The sequence below is a fragment of the Pseudarthrobacter sp. NPDC058196 genome (assembly GCF_042882685.1).
GTDB lineage: Bacteria > Actinomycetota > Actinomycetes > Actinomycetales > Micrococcaceae > Arthrobacter.
This window is the reverse complement of record NZ_JBHVVN010000007.1, coordinates 235,822-251,320: the sequence shown is the minus strand read 5'-3', so window position 1 is coordinate 251,320 and position 15,499 is coordinate 235,822. Positions and strand designations below refer to the sequence as shown.

The 15,499-nt window shown below is 67.1% G+C and carries 14 protein-coding genes; 4 read left to right on the top strand and 10 right to left on the bottom strand.

Translation table 11 applies throughout. From position 1 onward, the window contains the following. Window positions 1–30 precede the first annotated feature (30 nt). Complete coding sequence (locus ACFVVC_RS12280) at window positions 31–603, top strand: MOSC domain-containing protein (protein WP_387453317.1); 573 nt, start codon at window positions 31–33, stop codon at window positions 601–603. A 131-nt stretch (window positions 604–734) separates the two neighbouring features. On the opposite strand, the gene ACFVVC_RS12275 is transcribed toward ACFVVC_RS12280, so the two are convergent. From ACFVVC_RS12275 to ACFVVC_RS12240, 8 genes are all read right to left on the bottom strand, one after another. Continuing rightward, window positions 735–1,715 carry a cyclase family protein gene (locus ACFVVC_RS12275; protein ID WP_387453314.1) on the bottom strand — a complete coding sequence of 327 codons (981 nt, stop codon included), beginning with the start codon at window positions 1,713–1,715 and terminating at the stop codon, window positions 735–737. After that, entirely contained in the window at window positions 1,712–1,969 is a 258-nt protein-coding gene (locus tag ACFVVC_RS12270; protein WP_387453311.1) for a hypothetical protein, read from the bottom strand. Before ACFVVC_RS12270 ends, ACFVVC_RS12275 begins: the two co-directional genes overlap by 4 nt. Before the next feature lie 8 nt (window positions 1,970–1,977). After that, window positions 1,978–3,315 (bottom strand): TRAP transporter large permease subunit, encoded by a 1,338-nt coding sequence (locus tag ACFVVC_RS12265; RefSeq protein WP_387453308.1) that lies wholly within the window; start codon window positions 3,313–3,315, stop codon window positions 1,978–1,980. A 79-nt stretch (window positions 3,316–3,394) separates the two neighbouring features. Then, complete coding sequence (locus ACFVVC_RS12260; RefSeq protein ID WP_387453305.1) at window positions 3,395–4,174, bottom strand: DUF1932 domain-containing protein; 780 nt, start codon at window positions 4,172–4,174, stop codon at window positions 3,395–3,397. Between the two features lie 44 nt (window positions 4,175–4,218). Then, entirely contained in the window at window positions 4,219–4,845 is a 627-nt protein-coding gene (locus ACFVVC_RS12255) for a methyltransferase (protein ID WP_387453302.1), read from the bottom strand. A gap of 22 nt (window positions 4,846–4,867) precedes the next feature. Continuing rightward, a complete protein-coding gene (locus tag ACFVVC_RS12250) occupies window positions 4,868–5,875 on the bottom strand; it encodes a tripartite tricarboxylate transporter substrate binding protein (RefSeq protein WP_387453299.1) in 1,008 nt (335 codons plus the stop codon). Window positions 5,876–5,923: 48 nt separating this feature from the next. Continuing rightward, the gene (locus ACFVVC_RS12245) at window positions 5,924–7,426 is read right to left on the bottom strand and encodes a tripartite tricarboxylate transporter permease (protein ID WP_387453296.1); all 1,503 of its coding nucleotides are present in this window, start codon (window positions 7,424–7,426) and stop codon (window positions 5,924–5,926) included. Window positions 7,427–7,428: 2 nt separating this feature from the next. Further along, the gene (locus ACFVVC_RS12240; RefSeq protein ID WP_387453293.1) at window positions 7,429–7,932 is read right to left on the bottom strand and encodes a tripartite tricarboxylate transporter TctB family protein; all 504 of its coding nucleotides are present in this window, start codon (window positions 7,930–7,932) and stop codon (window positions 7,429–7,431) included. A gap of 120 nt (window positions 7,933–8,052) precedes the next feature. On the opposite strand from ACFVVC_RS12240, the gene ACFVVC_RS12235 reads away from it, so the two are divergent. Next, the gene (locus ACFVVC_RS12235; protein ID WP_387453291.1) at window positions 8,053–8,853 is read left to right on the top strand and encodes an IclR family transcriptional regulator; all 801 of its coding nucleotides are present in this window, start codon (window positions 8,053–8,055) and stop codon (window positions 8,851–8,853) included. Window positions 8,854–9,013: 160 nt separating this feature from the next. Here ACFVVC_RS12235 and ACFVVC_RS12230 read toward each other — a convergent pair whose 3' ends face one another. Both ACFVVC_RS12230 and ACFVVC_RS12225 read right to left on the bottom strand, forming a co-directional pair. Next, entirely contained in the window at window positions 9,014–10,372 is a 1,359-nt protein-coding gene (locus ACFVVC_RS12230; RefSeq protein ID WP_387453288.1) for an MFS transporter, read from the bottom strand. A gap of 204 nt (window positions 10,373–10,576) precedes the next feature. Next, window positions 10,577–11,449, bottom strand: coding sequence for an NAD(P)-dependent oxidoreductase (locus tag ACFVVC_RS12225; RefSeq protein ID WP_387453285.1), 873 nt, complete (start codon window positions 11,447–11,449; stop codon window positions 10,577–10,579). A 139-nt stretch (window positions 11,450–11,588) separates the two neighbouring features. Here ACFVVC_RS12225 and ACFVVC_RS12220 point away from each other — a divergent pair, with 139 nt between their 5' ends. Then, on the top strand, window positions 11,589–12,479 hold the full coding sequence (locus tag ACFVVC_RS12220) for an AraC family transcriptional regulator (RefSeq protein WP_387453282.1): 891 nt from the start codon (window positions 11,589–11,591) through the stop codon (window positions 12,477–12,479). A gap of 130 nt (window positions 12,480–12,609) precedes the next feature. Next, complete coding sequence (locus tag ACFVVC_RS12215) at window positions 12,610–15,474, top strand: glycoside hydrolase (RefSeq protein WP_387453279.1); 2,865 nt, start codon at window positions 12,610–12,612, stop codon at window positions 15,472–15,474. Window positions 15,475–15,499 lie beyond the last annotated feature (25 nt).

The following is a 15,499-nucleotide window of genomic DNA, read 5'->3' as shown; positions in this document are numbered from 1 at the left end:
GGATTGCGGTGAACGGCATACGCTGGCGGTATGGCTGAAAGCTTCCGGTACGACGTCGAGATCCTGCACCTGCTGGTGTCTCCCGCGCACGCCTACTTCGGCCGTGCCCGGGACGGTGCCGCCGATGTTCCCACCGAAGATGCTGCGCAGGCTGAGGTGGTGGCCGGGAAGGGCCTCGTGGGCGACCGGTTCTTCGGCAAGGCCGCCCACATGGACGCCGCGGTGACGCTGTTCGCCGTCGAATCCCTTGAGGCGATCGCCGCCGAGCTGGGCTCGCAGCCGTTCGATCCCCTGCTGACCCGGCGGAACGTGGTGCTCCGCGGGGCGCAGTTGGCGCCGCTGCTGGGGCAGGATTTTGCGCTGGAGTCTGGCGGTTCTTCGGTGACCCTGCACGGCGGCCGGCATGCCCAGCCCTGCGCGTGGATGGACGGGATGCTCGCCCCGGGCGCCCACCCGGCCATGCGGGGCCGCGGCGGCATCCGGTGCCGGGCCGTGACCGGCGGGTTCCTGCACCGGGGGCCCGCCGTGCTGGTCAGTCCAGTGCCGCTGGATCCGGGCCGGGCCGGGGAGTCAAGTTTCCTCCGGCCGTCGCGGCTTCCCTAGTAACGCGTACGACGGCGTCACGCACGGCACGCTTTCGGCCCACCATAGGTGGGGAAGCCCCGGAAACCCGGGGGGCCGCCGTCGTGCGCTGCCCAAGAGCGTGCCCCGCGTGACGCGGGTGCGGCCTCAGCTCACATGATGGCGGTTGCGTTGGCCGGCGATCCGGTGCCCCCGGTGATGTTCAGCGGCTTGATGGTGATGAAGGCATCCCACGTGGCCGTGCTGCGCATGTGCCGCGCCAGGGGCCCGAGCCGCCACAGCTCCCCGAGCGGCATGCCGAGCTTGGCCAGGAGCTGCTGGTGCATCATGCCGTGGTCGTTGAAGGCGGATTCCCGGTAGGGGCTGTCCGGGACGGCGGGGAGGCATTCCACGGCGAAGGTGTCGGCGGCGACGACGGCAAACCGGCTGTCCCAAGCCCAGGCCACGAACTCCTGCGACTGCGCCACGCCCGTTGCCTTCCGGCTCTCACGGAGGCTCTGCTTCTCGTCCGGATCCAGGGCAACGAACCACTCGCACCATCCGGTGTGGAGCAGGAGGACGTCACCGGGCCGGGTGCTGACCGACTGAGCCGCCAGGGCTGCATGGATCAGGTCCAGGGTGAGTGGCTCCCCGCCGGCGTGGTCGATCGGTTCGCCGGTGCCGTCCCGGTACCCCGCCAGGTCCACCAGGACCCCTCGTCCGGCGATTGGCTGCTCCGCCCATTCCTGGATGCCAAGGTCCGGCGTGCCCTCGGTGATGAGCTCATCCGCCGTGCCGTTGTAGAAGCCAACATCATCCGCCCGCCGGTGCCGGAGCCCGTCGATCTGGCTGGATCCCTGGAGGTAGTAACCGTCCAGGTAGTCGTCACGGTGGGCGGGATGCGAGGAGTAGATGGTGTGCCGGGGCGCGCCGCGCTTGAGTGACATCCCGGGGTCAAAGGCATCTGCCGGGTAGTCCAGGCCGAACACGGTCCCGCTCCTGATGCTGTGCCGGGCCTCCAGGATCGTGTCCGGGGTGGTGAAGGACGGGGTTCCCCGCGTCGCCTCCGAAAAGAGTCCCCAGGAGGTGCCCGACAGTTCGGCCGCCCTGCCGAGGAGCTCGGCGAACTGCGGATAGGTTTGGTCTCCGGTCATCGGGCGTTGGCTTCCTGCTGATGCTGCGACGGCTTCCTCGGACGTCCATAGCTGAGCAGGAAACCGGCCACGGCGCACACGGACGCCGCGATGCAGATAACCGGCTTGATGGATGCATTGAAGAACTCGAGCCAGGCGTTTTGCCCGGCCACAAGGCCCACGGCCTGGCCGGCGACGAACAGGACGCCTCCGACCAGGAGTGCTGCGAGGGTGGCGGCGAAGACGATTTCGGTGATCCTTCGGGGTGTTTGCATGGTTTTCCTTAGATGGGCAGGACGCCGAGGATGATCAGCACGCCGATGACCAGCAGGGGCAGCGCATAGTGGGTGAGCAGGCGGGCAAAGGTCTTGATGGGGTTGACGTCCGCGATGCCGCAGGCAACATAGAGCGGTGCACCCCCGGGCGGGACCGCCGCCTCGCAGGAGGAGAACACCAGGACGGCAACAGCCGCGGTGGTGGCCGGGACACCCGCGGCGACAAGGGCTGCGACGCCGACCGTTCCCACGGCGGCCATCGTTGCCGTGGCGGACAGCGGGGCTGCGACGGCGACGACGATCAACCCGATCAGGATGGCGAGGAGCCAGAGCGGCAGGTTCATTCCGTTCAGCAGCGCCGTCATCTGCTTGGGCAGGCCGGTAGCGGCCAACGCATTTGCTCCCGCGAACGCGAACAACACCGTCACCCCGACGATTCCAAAGCGCGGTGCCGAGCTCTTCAACAGGTCGTTCCACCCGCGGCCGGTGCGGGGCAGTTGCCTCCGGCCCAACAGTGCGCCGGTGATGAGCAGGACAACCGGGATCCAGACGATCACGCTGACGGACTTGCTGACGTCCCCGCCGGTCCAGTCGGAGAGGGTGGAGGTGAGGAACCCGGAGGTGATCGCCAGGGGGATGGCGACGACGACGAACAGCAGGAGGGTGGCCCAGCCTTGGCCGAAGGCGGCCCGGACGGACATCCGGTGGGCAGGATCCAGCGGTGCCATGCCGCTCTTCCTGATCAGCAGCCAGGTGACGATGAGCCTGTGCAGGAAGCACCACAGGCCGCCGAAGAGCAGGGGCAGGACAAGGGCGTTGATGTTCAACAGGGGACCCACCGTGGCCGAACCGACCAGGACGAACATGGAGGCGCTGAACGGGAAGGTAATGCCCATTCCCGCATTGCCGGCCACGAGGGTTGCGGCCGCCGGCTTGTCGAGCTTGGACTTCTCCATCCAGGGGATGGTCACCGAGCCGACGGTGGCGGCGATGGCGGCCTGGTTGTGGACCACTCCGCCCAGGCCGGCCGAGGCAACGGTGGAGACCCAGGCCGGCCCGCCCTTGACACCCCCGATGAGCGAATTGAGCAGGTCGATCAGCCGGTCCAGGACGCCGCCCTTATCCAGCAGGTAGCCCATGAAGACGAACGCCATGGTGGCGTAGACGATCTCGTCGGTCGCTGCCGAATAGAGCGCCGCCCAGCCAACCTGCGCCGCGGCGGCACCGGTGAACGGAAGCACCACCAGGAAGCCCAGGATCATGGCCTCACCCACGCTGCGCTTGATGGCCGTAGTCCAGAGAAGGATGACCGCAAGGTAGGCGCCGAGTGCCCAGATGCCGATCATGCTGCTGCTCCTGTCGGCCGAATGCCGTTTGCTGTTGAAATCACGTATTTCCCGTTCCTGATTGTGCCCTGCTGCGCTGTCAGCGCAAGGCAGGTTCCGTCGCCTGGGCCATGCGGGCAAGGGCGGCGGCGGAGGCGGTGGTCATCTCTGCCGGGACGCCGAGGTCCGAGAGGTAGCTTGCGGTGTCCTGCATCTCCTTGGAGCGGCGGACGGCGTGCTTGGCGCTTCCGGTGAGGAACCTGTCGATGACAGCCTGGCCGTCGCCCGCCAGCTGGTTCGTGATCTGGGCCCGGATCCAGTCCTCCAGGCCGGCTGCCTTCCCGGCCGTGACCGCTTCAACCACCACGGACGCCAGGCCCTTCATGAGGACGCTGCGGAGCAGCTTGTGGGCCATCGCCGCCCCAGGCTCGCCGTCGGCGATTTCCACCTGCACGCCGAGGGGTCGCAGCAGGTCCGCAACGGCCTGGGCTCCTGGACCGCTCACCATGAGCGGGGTCTTTTCCCCCAGCGCGGAGACGGGTCCAAGGATGGCGACGTCGGCAAAGCCGGCTTTGCTGGGAAGCTGTCCAAGTTCCTGCATGACGCCCGGGGAGGATGATGTGAAGTCGGCGTAGACGCTGCCGGCGCCAAGGACCGGCAGGCATTCCTGTGCCACGCTGCGTGCGGCGGCGGCGCCGGTCATCACCAGGACGATGTCAGCCCCCGTGCATGCTTCGGCCGTGGTGGACGCCCGGGTGACGCCATCCGGAGTCGTAGGTGCCAGGGGGTCGAACCCGGTGACCTGGTGGCCCGCAGCTGCGAGCGCTGCGGCGTAGGTGGCTCCGGCTTCGCCGAGGCCGATGACGGTGCAGGCTGTCATGGTTTGCTCAGTTCCTTCTCGTGACGATCTGGTGGTGGTGCGGTTCAGTTGCGGGCGGCGACGATTGCCTGGCGTCGGTTTGTTTCGTCAGCGAAGACTGCTTCGGCGGCTTCGGCGACGGCGGCGGCCTGGTCCCGGGGGATGACCACCACCCCGTCGGAGTCACCAACGATGACATCGCCGGGCAGGACCGGGACGCCGCCGAAGGCGACGGCGGTTCCCAGCCTGAAGGGGCCGTCCTTGTAGGGACCGGCGGGCGAAGTAGCCCTGGCGAAGACGGGCATGCCGATCTCGCCCAGCGCCTCGGCGTCGCGCGCTGCTCCGTCCAGCGCAAAACCCGCGACGCCAAGGTTGATGGCACGCTCCCCGATCAGTTCACCAAGGAGGGCGCGGGATTGATCGGCGCCGCCGGCGACCACAATGACGTCACCTGGACGAGCCAGCTGCAGGGCGGCGTGGATGCCCTTGTTGTCTCCGGGACGCGTCCACACGGTGAACGCCGGTCCGGCGAGCCTCGCCCCGGGCCAGACGGCCTGGATGGCGGAGTCCGCGACGCCGAGCCGGTCCATGGCGTCGCCAATGTTGGCGGCGGGCAGCTTGGCGAGCCGGTCCACGATGCCCTGGTCGGGGCGGGCGAAGTCGGCACTGGTGTCGATGGCTGGAGTTGTCATGGTCTTTCCTTAGGGGTGGAGGTCAGTCTTTTTTCTGGACCAGCGGAAGGACCTTCTTGAAGTCGCCCTCCTGGTCTGCCCAGAACTTCTGGTAGTCGGTGCCGTTGAGGTAGCTGGTCTGCAGGCCCAGGTCCTTCATCTTCTGCACCACTGCGGGGTCTTCGATGGCCTTCTCGATGGCGGCTTCGAGCTTCTTGGCCACGTCAGCCGGGAGGCCGGCGGGGGCGGAGTAGCCGCGGGCCGTCCCCGCGGTCAGGTCGTAGCCGGACTCCTTGAACGTGGGGATCTCCGGCAGCGAGGGGGCGCGGTCCCCGGACATGACGCCCAGCACACGTGCCTTGCCCTGCTTGCTGAGGTCGTTCACGTCGCTGACGTTGGCCACCAGGACGTCAACGTGCTTGCCCAGGAACGCGGTAGTGGCCTGCGAGGCCCCCTCGGAGAAGTGGACGGGTGCGAATTCCGAGCCGGTGCTTTCCTGGATCTGGGCCAGGGCGAAGTGTTCGCCGGTCTGGATGCCGGTGGTGCTGGCGGTGAGTGACTTCGGCTTGGCCTTGACCGCTTCCAGGAGGTCCTTCAGCGTCTTGTAGGGACTGTCCGGCTGGACGGCGATGACGGTGGGGTCGATCACCTGCCGGCCCAGCGGCTGGAAGCTGTCCCTGGTGTACTTCGCGCCGCGGGCCGGATCCAGGGGTGAGACCACCACCGAGGGGGATCCGGTGGCACCGATGGTGTAGCCGTCCGGCTTGGCACCGGTCAGGGCCGTGTAGCCGATCTGGCCGCCGGCACCGGGCTTGTTGATGACCTCAACGTTGGTGCCGAGTTCCTTTTCGAGGACCGGCTGGATGAGCCGGGCGGCAGTGTCCACGGCGCCGCCCGACGAGAAGGCCACGATCAGGTCGATTGACTTGCCTTTCTTGGGGAAGTCGCCGGCAGCCGCACCGGAAGTGCTGGCTCCGGCGTTGGCGCCGCAGCCGGTGAGGGCGAGCAGGGACGCAGCTGCGACAGCGGCGAAAAGCTTCTTGCGTGACATGGTTCTTCTCCTTTGAAGGGGTGCGGGAAATGCGGGTGTGGCGGGGAGTCAGGCCTCCGGGTCCTCCATGAGGGCCTTGGGCTTGCGGAGTTTGAGCAGCGGACTGCAGATGATGAGCAGGCCGATGCCGATCAGGACGGCGGAGATGGGACGGCTGGTGAAGACGGTGAAGTCGCCCTGGGAGATCTCCAGCGATTCGCGCAGGGAGCGTTCCATCAGCGGCCCGAGCACCAGGGTGAGCACCATCGGCGCCAGGGGGATGTCGAGGTTCCGCAGTGCCAGGCCAAGGAGGCCGAAGCCGATCATGACGTAGACATCGAAGACGCTGAAGTTGATGGTGTAGGCCCCGATGACCATGAACACGAGGATCACTGCCGTCAGGATCGGGGTGGGCACGCGGAGGATGGAAGTCCACAGCCCCACGAGCGGGACGTTGAGCAGCAGCAGGATGATGTTGCCGATGAAGAGGCTGGCGATGATGGCCCAGGCGATCTCGGAGTGTTCGGTGAACAGGCTGGGTCCCGGGGTGAGGCCCTGCTGCAGGAACGCGCCCATCAGCACGGCGATGGTGGGCGAGGCGGGAATGCCAAGGGTGAACAGCGGAATCAGGGCAGCGTTGGCGTGGGCATTGTTGGCGGTCTCCGGACCGGCGACGCCTTCGACGGCCCCCTTGCCGAGCTCGTGGCGGAACCGGGAGAACCTCTTCTCGGTGGCGTAGGAAAGGAGCGAGGACACGGACCCGGTCATGCCGGGAATGAGGCCCAGGCCGAAGCCGACGCCGGTACCGCGCGCCATGGCGGGTGCACTGCGGCGCCATTCCGTCCGTGACGGGAACAGCTGCCGGAAACCGGGGGCATGCACCACCGGGGTGGGCTCGTTCCGGCGGAAGGACAGGATCTCGGAGAGCCCGAAGACACCGACGATGACGGCAACGAAGCTGACGCCGTCCAGGAGGTTGTCGATCCCGAAGGTGAAGCGCGGGGCGCCGGCCACGGGATCGATGCCCACCATGGAGATCAGCAGGCCCAGGGCACCGGAGATCAGGGCCTTGACCATGGACTTTCCGGCGAGTGCGACCAGCAGCGAGATGCCCACCACCATGAGCGCGAAGAATTCGGGCGGTCCCACCAGCAGGCCCATCTCACCGAGCGGCTTGGCGGCGGCCACCAGGCCGACGGTGGCGATGGTGCCGCCGATGAAGGAGCCGACGGCGGCCAGCGTCAGTGCCGCTCCAGCCCTCCCCATTCTTGTCATGGCATAGCCGTCGATGGTGGTGATGGCGGAGGAGGCTTCGCCGGGAGTGTTCAGGAGGACGCTGGTGATGGTGCCGCCGTACTGGGTGCCGTAAAAAATGGCACACAGCATGATGATGGACCCTGCAGGGTCGAGGTTGAGCGTCAGTGGGATGAGCAGTGCCACGCCGGCGACGGGGCCGACGCCGGGCAGGACGCCGATGATGGTGCCTAGGAGGCAGCCGAGGAAGGCAAACAGCAGGTTTTGCCAGGTCATGGCGGTGGCAAATCCGCCGAGCAGTTCGTTGAGGGTTTCCATGCCTAAAGTCCGATCAGGTTCAGCGGAGTAAATGCCGACACGGGAAGGGCCACATTCAGGCCGTAGTTGAAGGCGTAGAAGGCACCGACGCTTCCCGCCAGGGCGATGATCAGTGAGGGCACCCATGCCCGGCGTCCGCGGATTTTCAGGTGGTAGAGCAGGAACGCGAACATGCTCAGCTGGAAGCCCAGCAGGTCCATGACGGATGCCAGGATGACCAGGCTGGTGACGACGGAGATGACCACCCCCTTGTCCACGCCCACACCCTTGGCGCTCGGCCGGCGGAGTTCCTGGAGGAGCCAGATGGCCGACATCGCCACCAGGAGAGCCCCCATTGCGAAGGGGAACAGGCCGGCACCGGGGCCCAGGGACGTCCAGAGCCCCAGGCTCACCGAACTGGCCAGGACATAGACGCCGACGGCGGCGAAGGCGCCGATCCCCGCCAGCACCCCGGGAGCGATCCGGATGGTGCTCCGTGCTTTCGTCGTGACTGACTCCGTTGTCATGGGTTTCCTTTTCACAGCGCGTCATTGCGTTTCATAGAATGAAACTATATTGCGTACTGAGAAATAGTGACAGGAGACACAGGGACTGTCAAGCGCAAAGAACGTACATAGAATGAAAGAATGGCGACGACGACTTCCACCACGGCCGGCACGGCAGAAGAGGGCCCCAAGTCCTCGAACATGCGCTCCCTCTCCAGGGCCATGGAGGTCTTCGCCGAGCTGCAGCGGGCGGAGCGGCCGCAGCGGCTCAGTGATCTGGCGCGGAATTGCGGCATGAGCCTGCCCACCACGCTGAGGATCCTGCGGGTGCTGCAGGATTTCGGGATGGTGAGCCAGACGGACAAGTCCTACCGGATCGGCCCCGCCGTCCTGCCCGCCGCACGGAGCTTCCTGGAGAACGATCCCCTGGTGGTCGCTGCCCGCCCCGTCCTGCAGCAGGTCGCATCGCAAACCGGGCTGACGGCGTCGCTGTACTCACGGCTCGGCTTCGAGCGCATCCTGGTGGCCCGCGTCGACGGCGAGGCGCCCCTCCGCTACGACCTCCCACTGGGCAAACGGCTGCCCCTGACCCTCGGCGCCGCAGGAAAGATCCTGCTGGCATCCGCGTCCGATGACGAACTCCAGCAGGCGGTGGCGGCAGCTGTTGCAGCCGGCCAGGAAGACGCCGACCTGACGGCAAAGGATCTGCGCGCGCGTCTCCCGGAACCCGGAACCGACTACGCGTTCTCCGCCGACGAGCGTGCCACCGGCGTCCTGTCAGTGGCGGTGGCACTGCCCAGGAGGTCCGGCCAGCCCACGGAATCGATTTCCCTGACCAGCCCGGTGGAGGCGGCGAGCGAGGAAACCCTGAGGGCAGGGGTTCCGGAGCTCAGGCGGGCGGCCGGACGGTTGGCTGAGCTTCTGGAGGGCTCGGTCTACTGAGCGGGCCCGGGACGTCGGGCCACCAGGAAACTATCCCCGTGAGACACCAACTGCCCGGCAGGGGCTCCCCCTGCCGGGCAGTTGGTGTGGCGGCCGACGCGGTGACCTCCCGCCGTCGTGCGCTGCCCAAAAGCGTGCCCCGCGTGACGCGGGTGAGGCCTCAGCTGGTCTTCAGGCCCTCGAGGTCCTCGAGCGACTTGCCTTTCGTGTCCGAGGACATCAGGGTGGCCACCGCGGACACCAGGCAGATCCCCAGCGTGGTCAGGCCGATGGTGAGCGGCACGTTGGTGGAACCGGGGGGAGCGATTGCGGTGAAGATGCTCGGGAAGAACGAGGCGATCATCAGCCCGATGTTCTGCGAGACGGCAAAGCCGGTGACCCGGATCCGCATGGGGAACTGCTCCTGGAAGAACGTGGCGAAGGTGGCGTTCCACATCTGGAAGAAGATGCCCTGCACGATCACGACGCACACGAAGACCAGCGGCAGGCTTCCCTGCTGGATCGCCCACAGGTACCCGGTCACCAGCACGCCGCCAATGACCCCGCCGGCCGCCATGAGCATCCGCCGGCCGATCCGGTCGGACAGTGCGCCGAAAAACGGGATGGTGATGACGGCAGCGATATTGGCCACCAGGGTCACCCACAGGAACTCGCTGCTGGAGAAGCCGTTGCCGTAGCCCTTCTGGGTGGCGTAGGAGACGCCGAAGATCAGGGTGGCCATGCCGATCACGTTGGTGAACGTCATAAGGATGCAGCGGACCAGGACGCCGGGGCGGGAGCGGAGGAGTTCATTGAGCGGGAAACGCTGCTTGGCGGGGGCCGCCCCGGACTGCGCGGCGTAGGCGGGGGGTTCGGTCACGCGGCGGCGGATCAGGTACCCGGCAAGGATGACGACGGCGCTGAGCAGGAACGGGATGCGCCAGCCCCAGGAGCTGAACTGGGCCGCCGGGAGGAGGGCGGCGAGCGGGAGGAGGACGGCCGTGGCCAGGATCGAGCCCACTTGCGTGCCTTGGAGGCTGAAGCTGGCGAAGAATCCGCGCTTTGCGTCCGGTGAATGCTCGACGATCATGGCGCTGGCACCGCCCAGTTCACCGGCAACGGCGAAACCCTGGATGAGCCGGAGGATCACCAGCAGCGCGGGTGCGAGCAGGCCCACCTGGCCGTACGTGGGGAGCAGGCCAACAGCGAACGTCGCGAAGCCCATCAGCAGCATCGCGAACACGAGCACCTTCTTGCGGCCGTGCCGGTCACCATATGCGCCGAGCACCACGGCACCGATGGGCCGGGAGACGTAGCCGACGGCGTAGGTGGCCAGGGAGGCGATGATGGCGACGGTCGGGTTCCCGGACGGGAAGAAGATGGCTGGGAAGACGAGGGTTGCCGCCAGCGAGTAGAGCGCGAAGTCGTAGTACTCGAGGGCGCTTCCGATCCAGCCGCTCATCGCGGCTTTCCTGGGGTCCCGGACGCCGGTTCCAGCCCCTTGGCTGGTGAGGGGCACGCGGGTTGGGGTGGTGCTCATGTGCTTGTCCTTCGTCTTCATTGGCAAGGAACCGGAACCGCTGGTCGTCAGCAGTGTTCAGGGTTTGGTGTACTTCGCCGCAGCAGCCGGATCGGGGCTGGAGCGGCTCTTGAATCGATTCATCAAATATAGGAGGTGATGGGGATAACGTCAATGGCAAGCGCTATCCCGGAGGGCCGGGCAAACCCTGGACCGGAGCCCCTGCTACCGGCTGGCGTGATACGCCGCGGCCATGTCCTGCTTGGCGTGGCCCTGGCCCGCCACCCGGTCCAGCCGGGCGGCAGCGGCTTCGGCGCCGTCGAGTTTCAGGCCCTCGGCTGCGGCGGCGGCGACAATGAGGTGGGCGTCCTTGCGGGCGGTGTCGACGGCGAAGGATGCCGGCTCCAGCCCGTCGTCCAGGATGAGGCCCATCTTGGCGCGCAGGTAGGGCAGATCCAGCGGACCGCCGTCGAGCACGTTGAGGAACTGCCCGGGATCGACGCCGAGCGCCTGGGCAAGCGCAACCACCTCGCCCGCGGCGTTGGAGGCGGCAATGACCCAGCTGTTGACCACCAGCTTGAGCCGGGCGGCCGAACCCTTGGCGGGGTCATCGCCGGTCCAGACGGTGCGGGCGCCGATGGCATCGAGGACGGGCGCTACGCGGTGGCGCATGGCTTCGGGGCCGGCAGCGAGCACCAGCAGCTGGCCAGCCTCCGCGGGCGCGCGGGTACCGGAGACAGGTGCCTCCACCAGGTCCAGGCGAAGCTCCCCGGCCAAGGCGGCGAGGGCGGGAACGTCCTGTACTCCCACGGTGGTGGACTGGATCCAGGCCGTGCCGGGGCGGATGCCGGGCGCCGCCTGCCGCATGACCTGCACCACCGCGGCGGAGTCGTACAGCATGGTGAGGACAACGTCGGCGGCTTTCACCGCTGTGGCAGGGCTGGACGCCCGCACGGCACCTTCGGCGGCCAGTGGCTCGGTTTTGGCCGTGTCCCGGTTCCACACCGTCACCTCGTGGCCGGCCCGGAGTAGGTTGCGTGCCATGGCCGCTCCCATGATGCCGGTCCCCAGCACCGCCACTTTCAGCCTCGTGTCCATCACATCATTCTCCTGTTCCAGTCCTCGCGTGTCTGTCGGCAGGTACCCTTGCACCGGCTCCCCAAACCAGGTCTATCGCTTCCGGCGCCCCGCGCATGCCCGCATCTGGAGAATTCAATGAATTTGCTACCTTGGCGTCATGACGGCACACGGCGGCTTTCCCGGCCAGCGGCTGCGGGTGCTGCCCCGGCCCATGGTCCGCACTGCACTGGGCGCATCCATTACGGGCCGCCTCCTTGTGACGGATGCCGGCCATTTCCCAAGAGCGGCCGGCCACCTCCGCATGCGCCCCCGCGGGGCGGAGGAGTCCATCATTGTGGTCTGCGCGGCCGGCGCAGGACAGCTGGAGGCGGGCGGCGGGCCGCCCATCCCGGTAACCGGCGGACAGGCGTTCGTCATCCCGGCCGGAACAGCACACCGGTATGCCGCCGACGGCAACGATCCTTGGAGCATCTGGTGGCTCCACGTCAGCGGGCCGGACGCCGACGAGATGGTCGGTGAAATCGCCAGGTCCGGGAGCGAGGCCGTCTTTGCACTCAGGGACGTGTATTCGGCCATCGACCTGATCAACGACACCTTGGGAGCCATGGAACGCGATGACGCGAGGTCCTCCCTCCTCCTCGCCTCGGGTTCGGCCTGGAGGCTGCTTGCTGTCCTGGCTTCAGACCGCCTGCGTGGTCCCGCGGCTTCCAGGGACCGCATCGGAATCGTCCAGGACCACCTCCGCGGCAACCTGCGGTCCAACGCCGGCGCCGTTGAACTGGCGCGCCTCGCCGGGCTGAGCGTTTCCCACTTTTCGGCCCTCTTCAAAGCTGCCACTGGAATGGGACTGGTGGAATACACCACCCGGCTTCGCTGCGCACGGGCCCGCGAACTGCTGCTGACTACCGACGCCACGGTGGCAGACATAGCCGCAACGGTCGGCTACACGGACACGTTCTACTTCTCCCGGAAGTTCAAGGCGGTCAGCGGCGTGAGCCCGCGTGAGTTCCGCCGGCGCGAGCGGCTCAACTGGTCCAGCCAGCCCTAGCCAGGCTCAACCCAACGCACCGCACTCCATCAGAGAATCCTCCAGGTTTGCCATCGAAACCGCTATTCCCGGAGCGGCCCTCCTGTTCCTAGAGTTGGCGGGAGATCCCCACCCAGCAGCCAGGAGAACCATGCATCAGCACGCCCCCGCGCCCCTCGACCTGTCAGGCACCTGGCACCTGAGGCTCGACCGGGATAATGCCGGCGAAGCCGGCCACTGGCATGCGGCGGACTTCGCCGCAGATCCCGCCGGGAGTCCCTTGATCCTCCCCGGTTCGGTCCAGCACCAGGGGTTCGGCGACGACGTCACCATGGACACGCCTTGGACCGGGCTCGTCGTCGACACCTCCTTCCACACCGATGACCGCTACGCGCGGTACCGCGAAGAGGGGAACATCAAGGTGCCCTTCTGGCTGCAGCCGGAGAAGTACTACAAGGGGGCCGCATGGTTCCAGCGGAAGGTCACCGTGCCCGCTGAGTGGGCGGGGCGGCCCAGCGCGCTGGTCTTGGAGCGGGTGCATTGGGAATCGACAGTGTGGGTGGATGGGAGGCGGATCGGAACGGATCGCAGCCTGTCCACTGCCCACCGCTTCGCCCTTGGCGAGCTGGCGCCGGGAGAGCATGTCCTCACCCTCCGGATAGACAACCGGATGGTGGTGGACGTAGGTCCGAACGCCCACAGCGTCTCCGACCACACCCAGGGAAACTGGAACGGAGTCATCGGAACCCTCCGGCTTGAGGCCGTACCGGCGGTGGCCGTGCGGAAGGTGGCGCTGTTTCCCGACGCCGCTGCCAGGACGGTCAGGGCGAAAATCGACCTGACCGGTGGAAGCGCCGGCCTGGGCAGAGGCACCGTCACGGTGAACCTCCGCCGCTTCAACGTACCCGGGGCCCATGAGCCGGCGCCTGCGAGTGCGCACTTCGACCTCGAGTACCCCGAAGGCCTGTCCCGCCGGGGCCTGACCTCCAGCAGCGGGCATATTGACCTGGACATTCTGCTGGGCCACGATGCCGGCCTCTGGGACGAATTCAACCCGGCCCTGTACGAAGCGGTCACCACCGTTGTTTCAACCGTGAATGGCACTGTCCACCGTGACGAGCACCGGACCACGTTCGGTGTGCGGACCGTCACCGCCCGGGGAACACACGTGGCAGTGAACGGACGCAGAACCTTCCTCCGCGGCACCATCGAGTCCTGCGTGTTTCCACTCACGGGCTATCCCCCAACGGACGTGGCGTCATGGCGGCGCGTCATCACAACCTGCAAACAATTCGGCCTGAACCTCCTGCGGTTCCACTCCTGGTGCCCTCCCGAAGCGGCTTTCATCGCCGCGGACGAACTCGGTTTCTACCTTCAGGTGGAAGCCCCGGTGTGGGCCAACCAGGGCACCCGCCTGGGTGAGGGGGCACCGGTAGACGCCTTCATTTACGAGGAGAGCCAGCGGATCATCGACGCCTACGGAAACCACCCTTCCTTCCTGCTGATGGCACACGGCAACGAACCCTCCGGCCGGGACAAGGAATTCCTGGGCGAATGGGTGGGCTATTGGCGCAGGCGGGACCGGCGGCGCCTCTACACCAGCGGCGCCGGCTGGCCGGCGATCGACGAAAACGACTTTGACAACATCCCCGACCCGCGGGTGCAGCGGTGGGGTGAAGGACTCTCGTCCCGCATCAACGCGGCCGTGCCTGAAACGGAGACGGACTACAGCAACTGGGTCCAGAGCCGGGAAAAACCCATCATCAGCCACGAGATTGGCCAGTGGTGCGCATACCCGGATTTTGCCCGGGCCAGTAAATACACAGGGCTCATGAAACCGCGGAACTTCGAGATCTTCGCCGACTTCCTGGCCAATTCAGGGCTTGAGGACCAGGCCCACGAATTCCTCATGGCCTCCGGACGGCTGCAGACCCTTTGTTACAAGGAGGAGATCGAGTCCGCGCTGCGCACCCCCGGTTTCGCCGGTTTCCAGCTGCTGGCGTTGAATGATTTCCCCGGGCAGGGGACCTCCCTGGTGGGAGTCCTGGATCCCTTCTGGGACGAAAAAGGCTACGTCACGGCCCGTGAGTTTTCCCGTTTTTGCAGCCCGGTGGTTCCGCTGGCCCGCTTGGCCAGGCGCGTCTGGCAGGCAGGGGAAACACTGACGGCGGACCTGCAGGTTGCGAACTTCAGCCCGGGGGCGTTCCACGGATCCATCTCGTGGAAACTTCTGGACGGACAGGGGCATCCCCACGCCCAGGGTGAACTCCCGCCCACCGCAATCGCGATCGGAAACGACGTCCGCCATGGTTCCATCAGCGTCGCACTGCCAACGGGCAACGCGGCACAGCGCCTCACCCTGGTGGTGGCGGTGAGCGACGGCCAAGGCCAGCGCGGCGAAAACGACTGGGACGTCTGGGTTTTCCCCGCGTCGGCGCCCCGGAAACCGGCTCGCCGGGAGGCAGGCAGCCTGCTCGTGACGTCAGACCCGGACCTCGCCGCCAGGCGGCTAGCCCAGGACGGCACGGTGCTCCTGCTGGCTGATCCAGCCAGCATCGAGAACGACGTCCAGTTCGGCTTCTCCACCGTGTTCTGGAATACAGCTTGGACGCGGAACGAGCCGCCCCACACGCTCGGCATTGTCTGCGACCCGCAGCACCCCGTCTTCGACGGGTTCCCCACCGGCAACCATACGGACTGGCAGTGGTGGGACCTGCTCCAAGGCGCCAAACCGTTGGTCCTTGACGCGGTGCGCCCCGCTCTCAAGCCGCTGGTGCAGCCGATTGATACCTGGTTTACGGCCCGCAGGTTGGGGCTTCTGGTGGAGGCGCGGGTGGGCAACGGCCGGCTGATGGCCTGTTCCCTGGACCTCGCGGGCGACTTGTCCGGCCGGCCGGCAGCACAACATTTCATGCGCGGACTGGTCAGGTACCTGAAGAGCCCTGAATTCGAACCGAAGGTCCAGCTCGAAGCCGGACAACTCCGCCCGCTCCTCAACCTGCCACAGGGGGCCTAATCAGCCAGGAGAGCCCACTACCTCA